The 16,771-nt window shown below is 43.4% G+C and carries 16 protein-coding genes and 1 pseudogene; all 17 read left to right on the top strand.

Annotated features, from left to right (window positions below; translation table 11 throughout):
* The first annotated feature begins 1 nt into the window (after position 1).
* Positions 2–838, top strand: coding sequence for a peptide chain release factor N(5)-glutamine methyltransferase (prmC, locus tag HRT75_RS00420; protein WP_291181936.1), 837 nt, complete (start codon positions 2–4; stop codon positions 836–838).
* Positions 823–1,422 carry a TIGR00730 family Rossman fold protein gene (locus tag HRT75_RS00415; RefSeq protein WP_291181934.1) on the top strand — a complete coding sequence of 200 codons (600 nt, stop codon included), beginning with the start codon at positions 823–825 and terminating at the stop codon, positions 1,420–1,422. Before prmC ends, HRT75_RS00415 begins: the two co-directional genes overlap by 16 nt.
* Positions 1,423–2,074: 652 nt before the next feature.
* On the top strand, positions 2,075–4,072 hold the full coding sequence (gene ligA, locus HRT75_RS00410; protein ID WP_291181932.1) for an NAD-dependent DNA ligase LigA: 1,998 nt from the start codon (positions 2,075–2,077) through the stop codon (positions 4,070–4,072).
* Positions 4,073–4,075: 3 nt separating this feature from the next.
* Positions 4,076–4,591 (top strand): hypothetical protein, encoded by a 516-nt coding sequence (locus HRT75_RS00405; RefSeq protein WP_291181931.1) that lies wholly within the window; start codon positions 4,076–4,078, stop codon positions 4,589–4,591.
* 13 nt (positions 4,592–4,604) lie between these two features.
* Positions 4,605–5,480 (top strand): 4-hydroxy-tetrahydrodipicolinate synthase, encoded by an 876-nt coding sequence (dapA, locus tag HRT75_RS00400; protein WP_291181929.1) that lies wholly within the window; start codon positions 4,605–4,607, stop codon positions 5,478–5,480.
* Positions 5,481–5,585: 105 nt separating this feature from the next.
* Entirely contained in the window at positions 5,586–6,407 is an 822-nt protein-coding gene (bamD, locus tag HRT75_RS00395; protein ID WP_291181927.1) for an outer membrane protein assembly factor BamD, read from the top strand.
* 14 nt (positions 6,408–6,421) lie between these two features.
* Positions 6,422–6,748: a DNA-directed RNA polymerase subunit omega gene (locus HRT75_RS00390; RefSeq protein WP_291181959.1), complete on the top strand. Its 327-nt coding sequence runs from the start codon at positions 6,422–6,424 to the stop codon at positions 6,746–6,748.
* An 11-nt stretch (positions 6,749–6,759) separates the two neighbouring features.
* Entirely contained in the window at positions 6,760–7,965 is a 1,206-nt protein-coding gene (coaBC, locus tag HRT75_RS00385) for a bifunctional phosphopantothenoylcysteine decarboxylase/phosphopantothenate--cysteine ligase CoaBC (RefSeq protein ID WP_291181925.1), read from the top strand.
* Positions 7,962–8,849 carry a DUF4835 family protein gene (locus tag HRT75_RS00380; RefSeq protein ID WP_291181923.1) on the top strand — a complete coding sequence of 296 codons (888 nt, stop codon included), beginning with the start codon at positions 7,962–7,964 and terminating at the stop codon, positions 8,847–8,849. Before coaBC ends, HRT75_RS00380 begins: the two co-directional genes overlap by 4 nt.
* Positions 8,850–8,922: 73 nt before the next feature.
* The gene (gene recN, locus HRT75_RS00375; protein WP_291181921.1) at positions 8,923–10,572 is read left to right on the top strand and encodes a DNA repair protein RecN; all 1,650 of its coding nucleotides are present in this window, start codon (positions 8,923–8,925) and stop codon (positions 10,570–10,572) included.
* Positions 10,573–10,601: 29 nt separating this feature from the next.
* On the top strand, positions 10,602–11,420 hold the full coding sequence (locus HRT75_RS00370) for an SDR family oxidoreductase (RefSeq protein WP_291181919.1): 819 nt from the start codon (positions 10,602–10,604) through the stop codon (positions 11,418–11,420).
* An 85-nt stretch (positions 11,421–11,505) separates the two neighbouring features.
* Complete coding sequence (locus HRT75_RS00365; RefSeq protein WP_291181918.1) at positions 11,506–12,285, top strand: T9SS type A sorting domain-containing protein; 780 nt, start codon at positions 11,506–11,508, stop codon at positions 12,283–12,285.
* A 199-nt stretch (positions 12,286–12,484) separates the two neighbouring features.
* Positions 12,485–13,486 carry a glycosyltransferase gene (locus HRT75_RS00360; protein ID WP_291181916.1) on the top strand — a complete coding sequence of 334 codons (1,002 nt, stop codon included), beginning with the start codon at positions 12,485–12,487 and terminating at the stop codon, positions 13,484–13,486.
* A 9-nt stretch (positions 13,487–13,495) separates the two neighbouring features.
* Positions 13,496–14,452, top strand: a complete 957-nt coding sequence (locus tag HRT75_RS00355) for a CdaR family protein (protein WP_291181915.1) — start codon at positions 13,496–13,498, stop codon at positions 14,450–14,452.
* A 2-nt stretch (positions 14,453–14,454) separates the two neighbouring features.
* Complete coding sequence (coaE, locus tag HRT75_RS00350) at positions 14,455–15,045, top strand: dephospho-CoA kinase (protein WP_291181913.1); 591 nt, start codon at positions 14,455–14,457, stop codon at positions 15,043–15,045.
* Between the two features lie 72 nt (positions 15,046–15,117).
* Positions 15,118–16,680, top strand: coding sequence for a HAMP domain-containing sensor histidine kinase (locus HRT75_RS00345; protein ID WP_291181912.1), 1,563 nt, complete (start codon positions 15,118–15,120; stop codon positions 16,678–16,680).
* A 2-nt stretch (positions 16,681–16,682) separates the two neighbouring features.
* Positions 16,683–16,771, top strand: a pseudogene (locus tag HRT75_RS00340) (DNA-binding response regulator); the annotation flags it as partial.

Genomic DNA, 16,771 nt, shown 5'->3' with positions numbered 1-16,771 from the left:
TTTGAACTACAAACAACTTCATCTGCAATGGCAGGAAAGTCTCGGACCTATCTATGGAACAGAAGAAGTTACTGCGCTCCTTGATCTTGCCGCGGCGCATTGCAGTGGAATGGAGGCCGCTCGCTTGCGAATCGAACCTCAGATCCCATCAGAATTAATTAAGAAATTAGCAACTATTCAAGCTCGTTTAGCGCAGCAGGAGCCTATTCAGTATATATTAGGACAAGCTCACTTTTACCAATTAGAACTCAGCGTAGGTCCCGGGGTTTTGATCCCGCGCCCGGAGACGGAAGAATTGGTGGCTTGGGTCCTAAAGGATCATCCGCAACAAGAAGCAAAAGTCATTGATCTTTGCAGCGGGTCAGGTGCTATAGCCTTGGCCTTGAAAGCCAATAGAAAATTATGGAAGGTCGCTGGCTTAGAGTGGTCTGAGGCTGCACTGCGAATTGCACGTCAAAATCAGAAGGCACTTGATTTGGAGGTCAATTTTATTCATACTGATCTTTTTGCTGTGGACGCGGTGAATGGGCAATTTGATATTATCGTCAGTAATCCGCCTTATGTGCGTGAATCGGAGCGCGAGCTAATGAATCCGAATGTGTTGGAACACGAACCGGATATGGCTTTGTTTGTCACGGATGATGACCCTTTTCTGTTTTACAAGCGAATCGCTGCTCTGGCTCAGCTTCATTTAAAACCTCAGGGTACGCTTTATCTGGAAATCAATGAGTATCTTCGTGAGGAACTCACGCAGCAATTAGAAGCCATGGGCTTTGTAGTGGAACTGCGTAAAGACCTTTACCTTAAAGATCGGATGCTCAAATGTCAAAAGAGATAGCCTTGGATAGAATTGCAGTGTTCTGCGGAAGCAGCAGTGGAAACGATATGGCCATTACTGATGCTGCTCAGAAATTGGGACAGCTCTTAGTAGAACAGCAGATTGAGCTCGTCTATGGCGCTGCCAAGATCGGTGTCATGGGAGAAATAGCCAAAGCAGTTTTGGATCAGGGTGGTCGTGTTACTGGGGTTATTCCAGAATTTCTCAAACGCAAGGAAGTGGTTCACCTAGGACTTTCGGAGCTTATTACTACAGAAAATATGCACCAGCGAAAGCTCATCATGAGTGAACGCAGTGATGGTTTTATCGCTTTGCCCGGAGGGTTTGGAACCTTAGAAGAACTCTTTGAGATCATCACCTGGTCGCAGTTAGGTTTGCATCAAAAACCCGTAGGCCTTTTAAACATCAATGGGTTTTATGATCCTTTAATTAATCTTCTTGAAGGAATGGTGCGCAAGGGGTTTCTTAAAATGGACAACTTTGAGATCCTTTTGGTGGACACTGACCCAACCAAGCTTTTGGAAAAGATGCGCAGCTTTGTGCCTAAAAATGTTCCAAAATGGTTGACTCAAGACCGAACTTAGTCGTTAAAGTGTAATATTTTATCGACTAAATACAAAGTCCGACTTTTTTTGTATTTTTATGCTTATTTCATCAGCCGTCCGAATACATTTGGATCGTAAACAAATCACAGGGGTGTGATTTTAAGTTTCGCATTTAAAGACGACAAGTCTTTATAAATATTGTTTGGTTGTGGGACGGCCACAATTTCCAAGAGATGTTGATGCGCGTTAAGGATTAGGAATTTTAAAGCAATTCATATTTTGGAGTCAACGGTTGTGGCTAGTCTCACTTTTTTTAAACCGACAATTTAGAAACACTACATACGATCTTTATACAGCCATCATTTCACAAATATTTATACCGAGTTCAGCTTTTATTGGTTGGGTGAACTCAGCGCAGGAGACATGGAGTAGAATGTATTTCTGAACTTGACCTTGAAAGGGCCTTTTTAAGCAGTAGTCTTCTTTCCGTATTCAGCCTCGCGGCTATCCCCGCGGTTAAGGAGTTATCACCATGATTTTTGCGTTAGTTATCTTTGGAGCTACTCTTTTAAAGGCCCTTTCTCTGTTCTTTTTACACCGTTGATAAATACTGCAAAACTCCCAAATTTAGCCTCCTTTTCACTAGGCGAAAACCACAGAGCTTTATTATTTTTGGAGAAAGCAGAACTTCATGGAAATCCAGCAGCAGATCCAAAGCTTACGAGAAGAACTCAGACAACACAATTACCATTACTATGTGTTGGATGCTCCGGTAATTTCTGATTTTGAGTTTGATACCAAATTAAAGCAACTTCAAGAGTTGGAAGCTGCCCATCCTGAGTTTCACGATCCCAATTCTCCAACCTTGCGCGTTGGTGGACAAGTCACCAAGAATTTCAACACATTGGTGCACGAGCATCGCATGTATTCCTTAGACAATTCCTATTCAAAAGAAGACCTGATGGATTGGGAAAAGCGTATCAAAAAGGCTGTGGATGGTCCTGTTGAGTATACCTGTGAACTAAAATATGACGGCGCCTCCATGAGCCTTACTTACCAAGACGGACAATTAGAGAAGGCCGTGACTCGTGGAGATGGTGTTCAAGGAGATGAGGTTACCGCCAACATTAGAACCATCAAGTCAGTACCCTTGCAACTAAAAGGAGATTTCCCTTCCCGTTTTGATATTCGCGGAGAGATCGTTTTGCCTTTTGCCGGCTTTGAAGCGATGAATGTCGCACGTGTGGCTGCAGGTGAAGAGCCTTATCGCAATCCCAGAAACACCGCAAGTGGGAGTTTAAAATTGCAGGACAGCTCAGAAGTTGCTAAGCGTCCATTAGAGTGTTTGCTTTACAGTGTGGTAGGTAACAACCTAGGCCTTACCACGCAATTTGAAAGTTTAGAAAAAGCTGCGTCTTGGGGATTCAAGGTGCCTAAGCACGCCGTGTTGGCCAAAAGCATTGATGAGGTTTTGGAATTTATCAATCATTGGGATGTGGCTCGTCATGAGCTTCCTTATGAAACCGATGGCGTGGTTATCAAAGTCAACAACCTGCGTCAACAAGAAGAGCTTGGATTTACCGCCAAGGCACCGCGTTGGGCCATGGCCTATAAGTTTCAGGCGGAGCAGGCCTCTGCCGTATTACACACCATAACCTATCAAGTAGGACGTACCGGTGCGATAACGCCCGTGGCTAATTTGGAGCCTGTTTCCTTAGCCGGAACCATTGTAAAAAGGGCTTCCCTCCACAATGCCGATCAGATCGCGAAGTTGGATATTCGTGAGGGGGATACGGTCTACGTTGAAAAAGGTGGAGAGATAATTCCAAAGATCGTTGGGGTAGATTTAAGTCAGCGTCCTGCCGATTCTCAGCCTACAAAATACATCACCCATTGTCCCGAATGTCAAACAGAATTGGTTCGTGCAGCCGATGAGGCTTTACACTACTGCCCGAATGAAACGGGTTGCTTCCCGCAGATCGTAGGGAAGATACAGCATTATATTTCCAGAAAGGCCATGGATATTGAAGGGCTGGGTGGAGAAACCGTGGCACTTTTGGTCAAAGAAGGTTTGATCATCAACTATGCGGATCTTTATGATCTGCGTGTGGATCAGCTGTTGCCTTTAGAACGTATGGCTCAAAAAAGTGCCGAGAATTTAGTTGATGGAGTGGCCAAGAGTCGGGAGATTCCTTTTGAGCGCGTCCTGTTTGCTTTAGGGATCCGATACGTTGGCGAGACGGTGGCCAAAAAATTAGCGCGTCATTACAAATCGATTGAAGCCCTAGCGCAAGCTTCAGAAGATGATTTGATAGGCGTTGATGAGATCGGTTCTGCGATAGCGCAAAGCGTGGTGCAGTGGTTTTCAGAAGAGAAACATCAGCAACTCCTAAGCCGATTACAGACAGCTGGCGTACAATTACAACTCTCTGAAGAAGTTCTGGCCAATCAGACCGATACCTTGAAAGGAGATGTCGTGGTAGTCAGTGGCGTGTTTCATCGCGTCTCGCGTACGGAATTAAAAAAACTCATTGAAGATAACGGCGGAAAGGTTTCCAGTTCTATTTCGTCAAAGACCACTTATGTTGTGGCTGGAGATAAAATGGGGCCGAGCAAACGCACCAAAGCAGAATCTCTGGGTGTAGCCCTAATTACAGAAGACGAATTTTTAGCCAAACTGGGGCAATAAGCCATGATAGGAGCGTTAAAACATAAAAGCGTACTCAAGCATTTGCGCAAAAGCATTGCTGCACAGCAGCGTGAGTTGCCTAAAAATGCTGTGAGTTCCTTATTGGTGCTTACTCAAGGAGATTCTTCAAGTGTTAAATCCGCAGTAATGAAGCTTGCTGAAAGGCTTGGAATAAAGCATGAGGCTGTTTATTATCGTGAATTTGTCACCGGACTTAAGCCCGACGAATTGCAGCCTGATCAATGGTGTAAAAAGCACTTTGGCTGGCAAGGGAAATTACAGCACGAGGATGCCGCAACTTTTGCCCAAAAGAAATTTGATTTGATCATCGGCTATTATTGGGAGTCCAATGCGCTTTTGGATAATCTGATCGCCAGTAAACCGAATGCCTTTCGCGTAGGGCCCATGGGCGGCCATGAGGAACTCTTTGACCTAACTATAGCAACCCCAAAAAATGACTGGGATGCTTTTGAATTTGAATTGATAAAATACCTTACCCTTTTGAAATTGTGCCAATAAGGCCCTTAGAATTATGCAAGAATTAATTGGAACCGGAGTGGCCTTGATCACTCCTTTTGATGCCCAAGGAAATCCAGACCTCAATGCGCTGACTGCTTTGGTGGATTTTAATATTGAAAATGGCGTGGATTATTTGGTCGTGCTGGGTACGACTGCGGAATCAGCTACCTTAACTGCTGCGGAGAAATCAGCGGTTAAAGCTTGTATCACTGCGGCCAATAAAGGGCGTGTTCCTGAAGTACTCGGTATTGGAGGGAACAATACGGCTGCCGTGGTTGAAGAGCTTAAAACTACGGATCTCAGCGATTATACGGCTGTACTTTCTGTATCGCCATACTACAATAAGCCAACGCAAGAAGGGATCTACCAACACTTCAAAGCAGTTGCTATGGCTACGGATAAACCCATCATTCTGTATAATGTTCCTGGGCGTACTTCTTCCAACATGACTCCAGAGACCGTGGCGCGATTGGCTGTGGATTTTGACAATGTGGTTGCCATAAAAGAGGCTGCTGGCGATATGGTCCAAGCGATGGAGCTCATCAGACAGGTTCCCGAAGACTTTTTAGTCATTTCTGGAGATGATATGATCACTTTACCAATGGTTCTTGCGGGAGGCGCAGGAGTGATCTCTGTAATCGGTGAAGGCATGCCGGCGGAGTTTTCTGCTATGGTGCATTTGGCCAGAGCAGGGCATAATGATCAGGCCAGAGCTTTGCAGTATCAGCTCATGCCTGTGATTGATATGATCTTTGAGGAGGGCAATCCCGCTGGGATCAAGGCCCTTTTAGAGCATCGAGGAATTTGCAGTGCAAACGTCCGTTTGCCATTGGTAGAAGCGAGCGCTGGACTCAAAGCGCGTATCGGCGATTTTTTAAGGGAATTTTAGACCGGAGTTAAACTTTTCACAATCCGCATGGCACAAGGGCTGGAGTGTTTTAGCTTCGTGCAGAGAAGTGTTTTGAAATCTCGAAGAATTAACTAATTTTGCAGGATGTTTTTAAACAAAAACAAATATTACCTTTTAGCCCTTGGGGCGCTTCTATTGGTAGGGGCTTGTTCTCCGTTCCAAAAAGTGTATAAATCAGACGACGTAGCTGCTAAGTATCGTTTTGCAGATTCCTTATATCAAGTAGGCAAGTACCGCAAGGCTTTAAAGCTTATGGAAGAGATCGTTCCGGCTTATCGTGGAAAGCCACAAGCGGAACGTTTGATGTTCTTCTATGCTGATACGTATTATCAGTTGGGAGATTTCTATTTGTCCGGCTATCAGTTTGAGCGTTTTGTGCGTTCTTATCCGAACAGTGACCGCGTGCAAGAAGCCGCCTATAAAGGAGCAAAGAGCTATTACGAGCTATCGCCGCGTTATTCTTTAGACCAGGAGGATACTTACACGGCCTTAGAAAAGCTGCAAGGATTCATTGATCAGTTTCCTGATTCAGATTACCTGCAAGAAGCCAACGGTTTGGTAGACGAGCTCAACTCTAAATTAGAATACAAAGCGATTCGTATCGCTAAATCATACTATCACCGCGAAGATTATAAATCAGCCATTGAGGCTTATGACAACTTCGCTACTGACTTCCCGGGAAGCGAATACAGAGCAGAAGCGTTCTTTATGCGTCTCGAGTCAGAATACAAACTTGCGATTAACAGTTTTGAGACCTTGGTGCCTGAGCGTTTAGCAGCGGCCAAGGAATATTATGACAGCTTTATGAAGTATTTTTCGGATTCCGAATACCGAGAAGCTGCCGATGAGATCAATCAGGACATTGAAGCGCGCATGGAATCCCTCAACACTGAAACAAAATCTTAAGGTTAGCAGATATGATGAATTTAAAGAAATTGGACGCACCTATCAACACGACTACTATTGACAAGAACTTGGTAGATGCTCCAACTAACAACATTTATGAGGCGATCTCTATTATTTCAAAGCGTGCCACTCAGATCAATTCAGAGATCAAAAAAGAGTTGTTAGAGAAGCTGGATGAGTTCGCGACCTACAACGATTCTTTAGAAGAGATCTTTGAGAACAAAGAGCAGATCGAAGTATCTAAGTTCTACGAAAAACTTCCTAAGCCACACGCATTAGCTGTACAAGAGTGGTTGGAAGATAAGATCTACCACCGCAACACTCAGGAAGACGAGGCCTAATTAGTTCCGCCATGTCTGTTTTAAAAGGAAAGCGCATATTACTGGGGGTAACCGCCGGAATTGCCGCTTATAAAACAGCCTGGTTGGTGCGACTATTGGTAAAAGCGGAAGCAGAGGTACGCGTGGTAATGACCCCGTCCTCCAAAGAATTTGTTACTCCGCTTACCCTTTCTACACTTTCTAAAAACGAAGTTTATTCTTCCTTTACTGATGAGGAAGATGATAATGCTCGTTGGAACAATCACGTGGAACTCGGACTTTGGGCCGACTATCTACTGATCGCTCCGGCAACCGCAAATACTTTAGCTAAAATGGCTACAGGTGTTTGTGACAACCTCTTATTGGCGGTTTATCTCTCTGCCAAATGTCCAGTATTGTACGCGCCTGCTATGGATCTGGATATGTACAAGCATCCTTCAACTGCAGAAACTTTTCAAAAGCTCGAGCAATTCGGGAACATACAAATACCTGCAGCACACGGTGAATTGGCCAGTGGGCTAGTTGGGCAGGGTCGTATGGCAGAACCTGAAGAGATTGTTCATTTCTTAGAACAGCACATCGCTGAAGGGCTTCCGTTGCGCGGCAAGAAGGTGCTGATTACTGCCGGACCTACTTATGAGGCGATTGATCCTGTGCGTTTTGTTGGAAACCACTCCAGCGGCTTGATGGGCTACAAGATCGCAGAAAGAGCTGCAGACCTTGGAGCCGATGTGACTTTGGTTAGTGGTCCGTCTCATTTGCAATTGGAACACGCTTCTGTGGAACTGATCCGGGTGACCTCCGCTCAAGAGATGCTTGAAGCCGTTCAAAAGAATTACCCAACTACAGATATTGGTGTTTTCGCGGCAGCAGTAGCAGACTACCGACCAGTAGCTCCTGCTAAGGAAAAGATCAAGAAGTCTGGAGATTCCTTAGACATTCAACTGGAAAAGACTCAAGATATCCTGGGATGGGCAGGAACTGAGAAACAACAGCAGTTTTTGGTCGGTTTTGCCTTGGAGACTCAGAATGAATTGGCTAACGCAAAAAAGAAGCTCGAGAAAAAGAATTTAGATTTAATTATACTAAATTCGCTCAGAGACGAAGGAGCAGGTTTTAAATCAAAAACCAATAAAGTGACCTTCATAGATAAGAATGGTACTGTTTTACCGTTTGAACTAAAAGATAAAGCAGCTGTGGCTGCAGACATCTTGGATTACATTATAGGGCAGCAATGAGAAGATTACTAGTTTTGATGTGTGTTTTAGTCGGTTTGAGCGCTTCTGCTCAAGAGATCCGTTGTACCGTAACGGTTAATGCGGAACAGACCGCCAGAGCCGATTTACAGATCTTTAGAACCCTAAAGAATCAGATCGAAGAATTCATCAATGAATACCAGTGGACCAATATGAAGATGACCACTCAGGAACGCATTGATATGAACCTGGTGATCATAGTGACTGACTACGATGGCGATGACTTTACAGCTACTTTGCAAGTGCAATCATCTCGTCCGGCATACGGCTCCTCATACAATTCACCGATATACAACTATAACGACAAGCAATTCTCCTTTACCTATCGCGAGTTTCAACCCTTGAATTTTAACCCGAACAGTTTTGATTCTAACCTGATCTCGGTGATTGCTTTTCACGTTTACACGGTAATTGGTTTGGATGCGGATACTTTCAGTCGCAACGGAGGAGATCCTTACTTCCAAGTAGCTAAGCAGATTGTGAACACTGCCGCTTCCAGTAACTTCTTAGGTTGGAAAGCTACAGATGGAGCGCAGTCGCGTTTCCGTTATAACGACGCCTTATTGTCCAATGTGTTTAGTGAATTTCATAACGTGATGTATGACTACCATCGTTTAGGTTTGGATATCATGCACGAGAACCCTAAAGAGGCTAAACAGATCATGTCTACTAGTTTGAGTCGCTTGCGAATGATCAACGACAGACGTCCAAATTCATTTTTGTTGCGCACCTTTTTTGACGCCAAAGAGAATGAGATCAGTCGCGTTTTTAGCGGAGGTCCTCAGGTCGATATCGCTAAGTTGATTGAAGACTTGAATCGTATGGCGCCTACCAAAAGAGCCAGCTGGGAAGATATCCGATATTAAACGCTTTAATTTCTTTTTTTAAGCGGAGTCTTTCTTATCTTTATTTTTCTGATTTCGATTACATTCCGAAGGCTTGATTAAATCCCTTTCCATAAAGAATTATGCCTTGATTGACCATTTAGCGGTTGATTTTGGTGCTGGTTTTACAGTGATCACTGGAGAAACTGGTGCGGGTAAATCCATTGTCCTTGGAGCTTTAGGCTTGCTTTTAGGCCAGCGCGCAGATCTCGACAGTATTAAGGACAAGACCACTAAAAGTGTCATAGAAGGGCATTTTGATCTGAGTCAGTTTAAACTCCAAGAATTCTTTAAAGAAAACGATCTGGATTTTGACCTGCACACCATCATAAGGCGCGAGTTGCTGCCCTCGGGAAAATCAAGAGCTTTTGTCAATGACACTCCGGTGAACTTAAGTGTTCTCAGTATTCTGGGGGAACAGTTGATAGACATTCACAGTCAAGGTCAGCAACTGGAGGTTAATACCACGGCTTTCAAGTTCAATTTGGTGGATCTCATCGCCGATAATAAAAACCTACTGGCAGACTACCGTGAAGCCTTTAGTCAATACAAACAAGCCCAGAAGGACTTGACTTCATTAAAAGAAACTCAGGCCTCGGCTAACAAAGAGTTTGATTACAACAAATTCTTGTGGACTGAACTCCACGAGCTTCAATTGGATAAGCTGGATGAAGCAGCGATTGATGAGGAGTATGAAACCCTTTCTAATGTGGAGCGCATTCAAGATCTGCTCGCTGAGGTGATGCATCAATTGAGTGCGGAACAAGTAGGAGCTTCAGAACAATTAGGGCATGCCAATCAGCAACTGGGGCAATTGGCACGTATATCACCATTGTTCAAGGAGCTTTCTGAGCGTATGCAATCCTTACACATTGAGTTGACAGATCTAGAATCTCAACTCTTTGAGCAACAAGAGCAGATAGAAAGTGATCCGGACCGCTTGGCGAGTTTGGAAGAGCTGACTCGAAGTTTATACGACTTAAAGCGTAAGCATGCGGCTGGCACTTTAGAAGAACTCATCGCCAAACGCGATGCCCTGGAAAAGCTTGTGGTTATGGTAGAAGACCAATCGGAACAACTTCTGGCCGCGGAGCGAGCCCTTAATAAGGCAGAGCAACAAATGGATTCCTTAGCCCAAGAGCTTCACTCGGCACGTGCCGCAGTCATTCCGCAGTTGTGTGAGACCATAAATGCACAGTTGCGAATGTTGGAATTACCAGCAGCGCAGTTTGTGATACAACAAACTAATAGTGAGGCTAACCCTTACGGCCAAGAGACTTTGGAGTTTCTTTTTAGCGCTAACAAAGGTGTCACTCCTGGACCTTTGCAAAAAGTGGCCTCAGGAGGAGAGCTTTCACGAGTGATGTTGGCCTTGAAGGCCTTAATGGCACAACACACCAATTTAGCTACCTTGATCTTCGATGAGATCGATACTGGGGTTTCTGGAGAAGTAGCCAATCGTATAGCAGATATTATGCGACAGATGTCGCGTTCCATGCAGCTGCTCAGTATAACGCATTTACCACAAGTGGCTGCCAAGGGCAATCATCATTTTAAAGTATTCAAAGAAGATACTGCGCAAGGAGCTGCTACGCGAATGCGCGCATTGTCTTCAGAAGAGCGCGTTGTGGAGATCGCGCAAATGCTTGGTGGACAACAACTGTCCGAAACTGCATTAAACCATGCAAAAGAATTATTGAATTAACTATTTTTGACCGCATAAAATACCAACCTATGTCATACAATTTATTAGCTGGAAAGAAAGGAATCATTTTTGGCGCTTTAGATGAAAACTCTATCGCTTGGAAAACTGCAGAGCGCGTTCATGAAGAAGGAGGTCAATTTGTTTTAACCAACGCGCCTATCGCTATGCGTATGGGACAGATCAATGAACTAGCAGAAAAGACCAATTCTCAGATTATTCCTGCAGATGCTACATCCTTAGAGGATCTTGAAAAATTAGTGGATGGCGCTATGGAAGCCTTAGGCGGAAAAATAGACTTTGTTTTACATTCCATTGGTATGTCTGTCAACGTTCGTAAAGGCAAAGCTTATACCGACCAAAAATACGATTGGACCCACAAAGGTTGGGATGTTTCGGCTCTTTCATTTCATAAAGTAATGCAAACCCTCTACAAAAAAGACGCGATGAACGAATGGGGGAGTATTGTTGCTTTGAGTTATATGGCTGCCCAACGTGTTTTTCCAGATTATAACGATATGGCGGACAACAAAGCGTATCTTGAGTCTATTGCTCGTAGTTTTGGTTATTTCTTTGGAAAAGACAAAAAAGTTCGTGTGAACACCATTTCTCAATCACCAACACCGACTACAGCGGGTCAAGGGGTAAAAGGATTTGACGGTTTTATCGCATATGCAGAGAAAATGTCACCGCTAGGAAATGCTACAGCTATGGATTGCGCAAACTACACAGTTTCGCTCTTTAGCGACCTGACAAAACGCGTCACCCTGCAAAACTTGTACAATGACGGCGGATTCTCCAATACTGGGGTAAGCAATGAGGTTATGGAAGCCTTCATGAAGGAGGAATAAATAGATATTTCTAATTACACATAGAATTTGGTTATATTAAATAATAGTGTAACTTTGAGTTTAAGTTTAAACTAAATCATGTGATATGAAAAAAATTACTTTATTGTTATGTGCAGGATTATTCTCATTAGGAATGAATGCACAGTTTGCATCAGCTGACTTTGACGCTGGATTACCAGCAGGATGGTCAACTGTAATTAATACTGGTACTTGTGATTGGTTCAACGGTGCTGACTTGCCAACTGGACCAGACTTTGCATCTCCAGGGATGTACTTTGATGATGATGCTTGTGGAAACGGAGCTGATCCATCTAACACTACTCTTTTCTCTGATGTGTACGACCTTTCTGGCACTACAGGAGATATCACTATTGCTTATGACGTTGCTTTCCAAGAAGTTGCTTCTGGTGAGACTTTCGTAGTGGAGTGGTATGATGGTGCTGCATGGAATGTTCTTGCTACTTATGATTTAGATCTTGCAGACATCCTTTCTGAGTCTTTTAGCCCATCTGGTATCACTAACCCTGATTTCCAATTGCGTTGGACTTATGATGATGCTGCTGGTGCTTGGGGATGGCACGGAGGAATTGATAACTTCTTTTTAGACGCTGTACTTAGCACTGATGACAACCAGATCGCTGGTTTCAGCATGTACCCTAACCCAGCTAACGATGTTGTAACTGTAAAGGCTCAAAACGAGATCCAAAACGTTACTTTCTTCAACATCCTAGGTCAAAAGGTTCTTGAAGTTGCTCCTAACGCACTTTCTCAAGAAATCAACGTTGCTACTTTGAAGGCAGGTGTTTACGTTGTAAACGTTACTTCAGACGCACAAGTAGGTTCTTACCGTTTGATCAAGCAATAAGCTGATTCGGACAACAAAGAAATTTGTAAAAGCCACCCATTGGGTGGCTTTTTTGTTTTAGTAGTCTTCCAGACTTTTCCCGATGGTTAAAAAGTTGTTTTTTTGCAATTGAGTTTTGCCTGTTCTCAAACTGTTGTTTACACTGCTTTTAAAGAAGGCTTGATTCAGATATAAAAGTCTAAAGTACTTCGCTTATTTTATGAAAAGAGAATACAGCTTTATTATACCTGTTTATAACAGACCCGATGAGGTTGATGAACTCTTGGCTAGCATGACTGCCTTTGAGAGCGACTTTCCATTTGAAGTGTGTATAATTGAAGATGGTTCTAAACAAGATTGCAAGGAAGTCGTTGCTCAATACGCTGATAGACTAAATATCACTTACCACTACAAAGACAATTCCGGACCAGGTCCTTCTAGGAACTACGGGATGAGTAAAGCCAAAGGGAATTACTTCATCATATTAGATTCTGATGTGATCATGCCTGCGGATTATCTAACGGTCGTAGATAAGGCATTAAACGAAAATTACTTGGATTGCTTTGGAGGAGCTGATGCGGCGCACGAATCGTTTTCAGATCTACAGAAGGCCATCAATTACAGCATGACCAGTTTATTGACTACGGGAGGCATTCGCGGAAACAAGAAAGCGGTACAACAGTTTGAACCTCGTAGCTTTAATATGGGTATTTCTAAAGAGACGTTTTTAGCTACAGCGGGGTTTGGTAAAATACATCCCGGTGAGGATCCGGATTTATCTTGGCGTATTAAAAAAGCAGGATTCAAGACAGGATTCATTGCGGGTGCCGCGGTCTTTCACAAAAGGAGAATTTCCTGGCCCAAGTTCAAACAGCAGGTTACTAAGTTTGGTATGGTGAGACCCATTCTCAATAGATGGCATCCGGAATCTAGAAAGATCACCTTTTGGTTTCCAAGCCTGTTTGTTTTAGGTTTTGTAGCTTCCATTGTCTTTGCAATCGTTGGTGTTTGGTGGTTTTTAGCGCTCTACGGTCTCTACTTTTCACTTTTACTCCTCCACGCCATTATCACTACTAAAAGCCTTAAGATCGGGTTTATGGCATTATGGGCGACTGTGGTTCAATTCTATAGCTATGGAACTGCATTTATAAAAAGCAACTGGTATATAGGTCTATTGAAGAAAGATCCCAAGGCCGTTTTTCCGCATCTTTTTTTTAAGTAACTTCTACCCATGACCGCCGCAGAGAAACAAAAGCGTAAATCTGGGAAAGGGAACATCAATTCCTTTGTGTTTTTTCTTATTCTTGCCACTTTGTTTTGGGTACTGACCAAGTTCTCCAAACAATATGAGCAGGATGTGGATGCTCAATTGGAGTATACTAACATTCCTGCAAATGCGGTGATCAGTGAGGATGGTGTAAATTCCGTTCCATTGCGGTTAAAGGCTTCGGGATTTGAATTCTTGTACTACAAGCTCAGCAAACCTAAAATCACTTTAGATCTAACCAGATTGGAGCCAGATACTAGTGCACGTTGGATGATATCTAAACAAGGCCTTGAAAATTTAGCCACCCTCCAACTCAAGCATCAAGTAGAGCTGCAAATGGAGAAGTCCAATATAGAACTGCCCATACGTACTTTGGGGCAGAAGCGCGTGCCGGTTATTGCTAACATTTCTTACACCTTTAAAGAAGGTTATTCCTATACGGAGCCGCTTGGCATTTCTCCCGATTCTGTCACAGTTATTGGTCCCGAAAATAGTTTGAGGCAAGTCACCGCTTTAGAAACGGCAGCGGCTAGCTTTGATGAAGTTGATGAGGCCATTTCTGGCAGTTTAGAGATCCTGTTACCCGACACGGTGGACAAACTAAAAGTGGAGCCTAATGAGGTTAATTATTCCATGGAGGTGCAAGAGTTTATCGAAAATCAAGTGACTGTACCAATAACCTTGATCGGGAGTGATGAGGTGAGAGGCATTCAGTTGTTTCCCTCCGCCGTTACAGTGAGATATACCATTAACTTCTCGGATTATAAAAAAGTACAGGCCAGTGATTTTAAAGTCATTTGCGACTTGTCCAAAGTAGAAGAAGGAGTGAACTTTTTGGTTCCCGAACTCATCGAGGCTCCCGCAGGGGCGCGTCGATTGAGTTTGAGTCCGAATCAAGTTGAATTCATAGCCATACAGTAAGCATGATCAGTGTTGGATTAACAGGAGGAATTGGTAGTGGAAAGACCACAGTGGCTCGGTTTTTCGAAGCCATAGGCATTCCTATTTATTTTGCCGATGATCGTGCTAAAGCTTTAATGGTAGAAGATCAAGAGCTTATTGCGAGTATCAAAGCGCTTCTGGGTGATCAAGCCTATACCTATGACGGCAGGCTCAACAGAGCCTATATTGCGAGTCAAGTGTTTAATGATGCGAAACTTTTAGAAGCACTTAATGCCTTGGTTCACCCAGCGGTTGGTAAAGACTTCAAACAATGGGCTCAGGCACAGCAAAGCCCTTATGTGATCAAAGAAGCCGCAATTCTTTTTGAGAATGGTAGTTATACTCATTCGGATGCAAACATTTTGGTAACCGCTCCGGAATCCATCCGACTGGAACGTGTCATGTCTAGGGACGGAGCCAGTGAAGAGGCCGTGCGCGCACGCATGCAACACCAATGGCCAGACGAGCAGAAAATACCCCTTGCGGACTATGTTATTGAAAACATTGATCTTGAGGCAACAAGAAAGCAAGTAAATTCCCTCCATAAGCAGCTTATTTCCTTGAAAAAATAGACGAACGGGCATTTTTGTTAACATTTGGTTAAACGGAATCCGCCCGCGGGCTAAAAAAGGTACTTTTGAACAATGAACAAAAGACTGTTTGTCATACTCATTGTACTTATGAGCGTTGCACTGTTGGGGATAATCTTCGTGCAGGCTTATTGGATCAATAATTCCTTTCAAACCAAGCAGGAACAATTCACCAAGGACATTCGTCAGGTGATGATTGCGGTTTCTCAGGACATTCAGTTGTTTGAGCAAGAGCAAATCTACGATGCTATTGTAGCTACAGAGCAGGATTTTGTTGAACCTGACACCAGTAAGATTACCGAGATTGTTTACCGCCGTGTGGATGAAGACAAGAACGAGGTATTCATCTTCAGTAATGGAATTACCCAACGCGATTATAAACTTTCACCGAGTTTTCTGGATATCGGGATGGATTCCATCGCCTTTAAACGTTTGGTTAATGAGCAGGTCACCACAACCATTACTCCAGGTATTGATGGAGGTGCTCCGATCAAATCAGAGAACAAGACCTATAAGCGCATGGACGAACTGGAACGCGCTATTTTCTCTACGGTTGCCTTAAAGATCTCTGAGAAGATTCCAATTCACCAAAGGGTGAGCCCAGAGCTTATCGAAAAGATGATCGATAAAGAACTGCGCAAAAAAGGCTTGACGACCAGCTATGAGTACGGAATATACAGCAATCAATTAGCCACCAAGGTACGCTCCAGAGATTTTGACATCAACGCACCTTCTACCTTTGGGGTTCCGATGTTCATTGATCAAGACGATAATTTTAACTACCAACTTTTTGTGACCTTTGGCGACACCCGTAAGGAGCTTTTCAGTTCCATTGTGGGGATTTCTATTTTATCCATCCTTTTCACGGCCATTATCATTTTGGCCTATTGGTATGCCATTTCACAGTTGATCCGACAAAGACAGATCTCACAGATCAAAACAGATTTCATCAACAATATGACCCACGAATTCAAAACTCCTATTGCCACGATCAACCTAGCATTAGATGCGCTTAAGAATCCTAAGGTGGCTCAGGACGATGAATTCAAACAGCGTTATCTGCGCATGATCCGCGATGAGAACAAACGCATGCACGCTCAAGTAGAGAATGTACTGCGTATCTCCCGATTGGAGAATAAATCCATCAACCTTAAAAAGGAACGCATCAAACTCCACGACGTTGTAGAGGATGCCATTACTAGTGTTTCACTTATGGTGGAAGACAAAGGTGGATATATCAAAACACATTTTGACGCTCAGAAATCCTCCATTTTGGGTAATGAGTTTCACTTGACAAACGTCTTTGTGAATATGCTGGACAACGCCATTAAGTATTCAGAAGAGGCACCTAAGATCGATATCTACACAGAATTGGCTAAGAATTCCATCATTGTTAAGATCAGCGATCAGGGTATCGGAATGTCTAAAACAGCACAGAAACAAATCTTTGAAAAATTCTACCGGGAACATACCGGAAACATACACAACGTAAAAGGGCACGGTCTTGGATTAGCTTATGTGAAACGTATTTTGGATGATCATCATGCATCCGTTTATGTGGATAGTGAGCGTGGCAAGGGAAGTACCTTTAGTATAAAATTTCAATTAATCTCTTAATTATGGAAACGGAAAATAAAAAAATCTTATTGGTCGAAGACGACCCGAATTTTGGAACGGTCCTGAAGGACTATTTAGCCATGAACGAATA

This window comes from Gilvibacter sp. (genome assembly GCF_013214815.1).
In the GTDB taxonomy this organism is placed as follows: Bacteria; Bacteroidota; Bacteroidia; order Flavobacteriales; family Flavobacteriaceae; genus Gilvibacter.
This window is presented reverse-complemented; position numbering and strand designations above follow the sequence as displayed.

What these genes read in the sequence shown, in the direction of transcription:
- HRT75_RS00415 (WP_291181934.1), top strand. Translation starts at nt 823, where the DNA reads ATGTCAAAAGAGATAGCCTTGGATAGAATTGCAGTGTTCTGCGGAAGC.
- ligA (WP_291181932.1), top strand. Translation starts at nt 2,075, where the DNA reads ATGGAAATCCAGCAGCAGATCCAAAGCTTACGAGAAGAACTCAGACAA.
- HRT75_RS00405 (WP_291181931.1), top strand. Translation starts at nt 4,076, where the DNA reads ATGATAGGAGCGTTAAAACATAAAAGCGTACTCAAGCATTTGCGCAAA.
- dapA (WP_291181929.1), top strand. Translation starts at nt 4,605, where the DNA reads ATGCAAGAATTAATTGGAACCGGAGTGGCCTTGATCACTCCTTTTGAT.
- bamD (WP_291181927.1), top strand. Translation starts at nt 5,586, where the DNA reads ATGTTTTTAAACAAAAACAAATATTACCTTTTAGCCCTTGGGGCGCTT.
- HRT75_RS00390 (WP_291181959.1), top strand. Translation starts at nt 6,422, where the DNA reads ATGAATTTAAAGAAATTGGACGCACCTATCAACACGACTACTATTGAC.
- coaBC (WP_291181925.1), top strand. Translation starts at nt 6,760, where the DNA reads ATGTCTGTTTTAAAAGGAAAGCGCATATTACTGGGGGTAACCGCCGGA.
- HRT75_RS00380 (WP_291181923.1), top strand. Translation starts at nt 7,962, where the DNA reads ATGAGAAGATTACTAGTTTTGATGTGTGTTTTAGTCGGTTTGAGCGCT.
- HRT75_RS00370 (WP_291181919.1), top strand. Translation starts at nt 10,602, where the DNA reads ATGTCATACAATTTATTAGCTGGAAAGAAAGGAATCATTTTTGGCGCT.
- HRT75_RS00365 (WP_291181918.1), top strand. Translation starts at nt 11,506, where the DNA reads ATGAAAAAAATTACTTTATTGTTATGTGCAGGATTATTCTCATTAGGA.
- HRT75_RS00360 (WP_291181916.1), top strand. Translation starts at nt 12,485, where the DNA reads ATGAAAAGAGAATACAGCTTTATTATACCTGTTTATAACAGACCCGAT.
- HRT75_RS00355 (WP_291181915.1), top strand. Translation starts at nt 13,496, where the DNA reads ATGACCGCCGCAGAGAAACAAAAGCGTAAATCTGGGAAAGGGAACATC.
- coaE (WP_291181913.1), top strand. Translation starts at nt 14,455, where the DNA reads ATGATCAGTGTTGGATTAACAGGAGGAATTGGTAGTGGAAAGACCACA.
- HRT75_RS00345 (WP_291181912.1), top strand. Translation starts at nt 15,118, where the DNA reads ATGAACAAAAGACTGTTTGTCATACTCATTGTACTTATGAGCGTTGCA.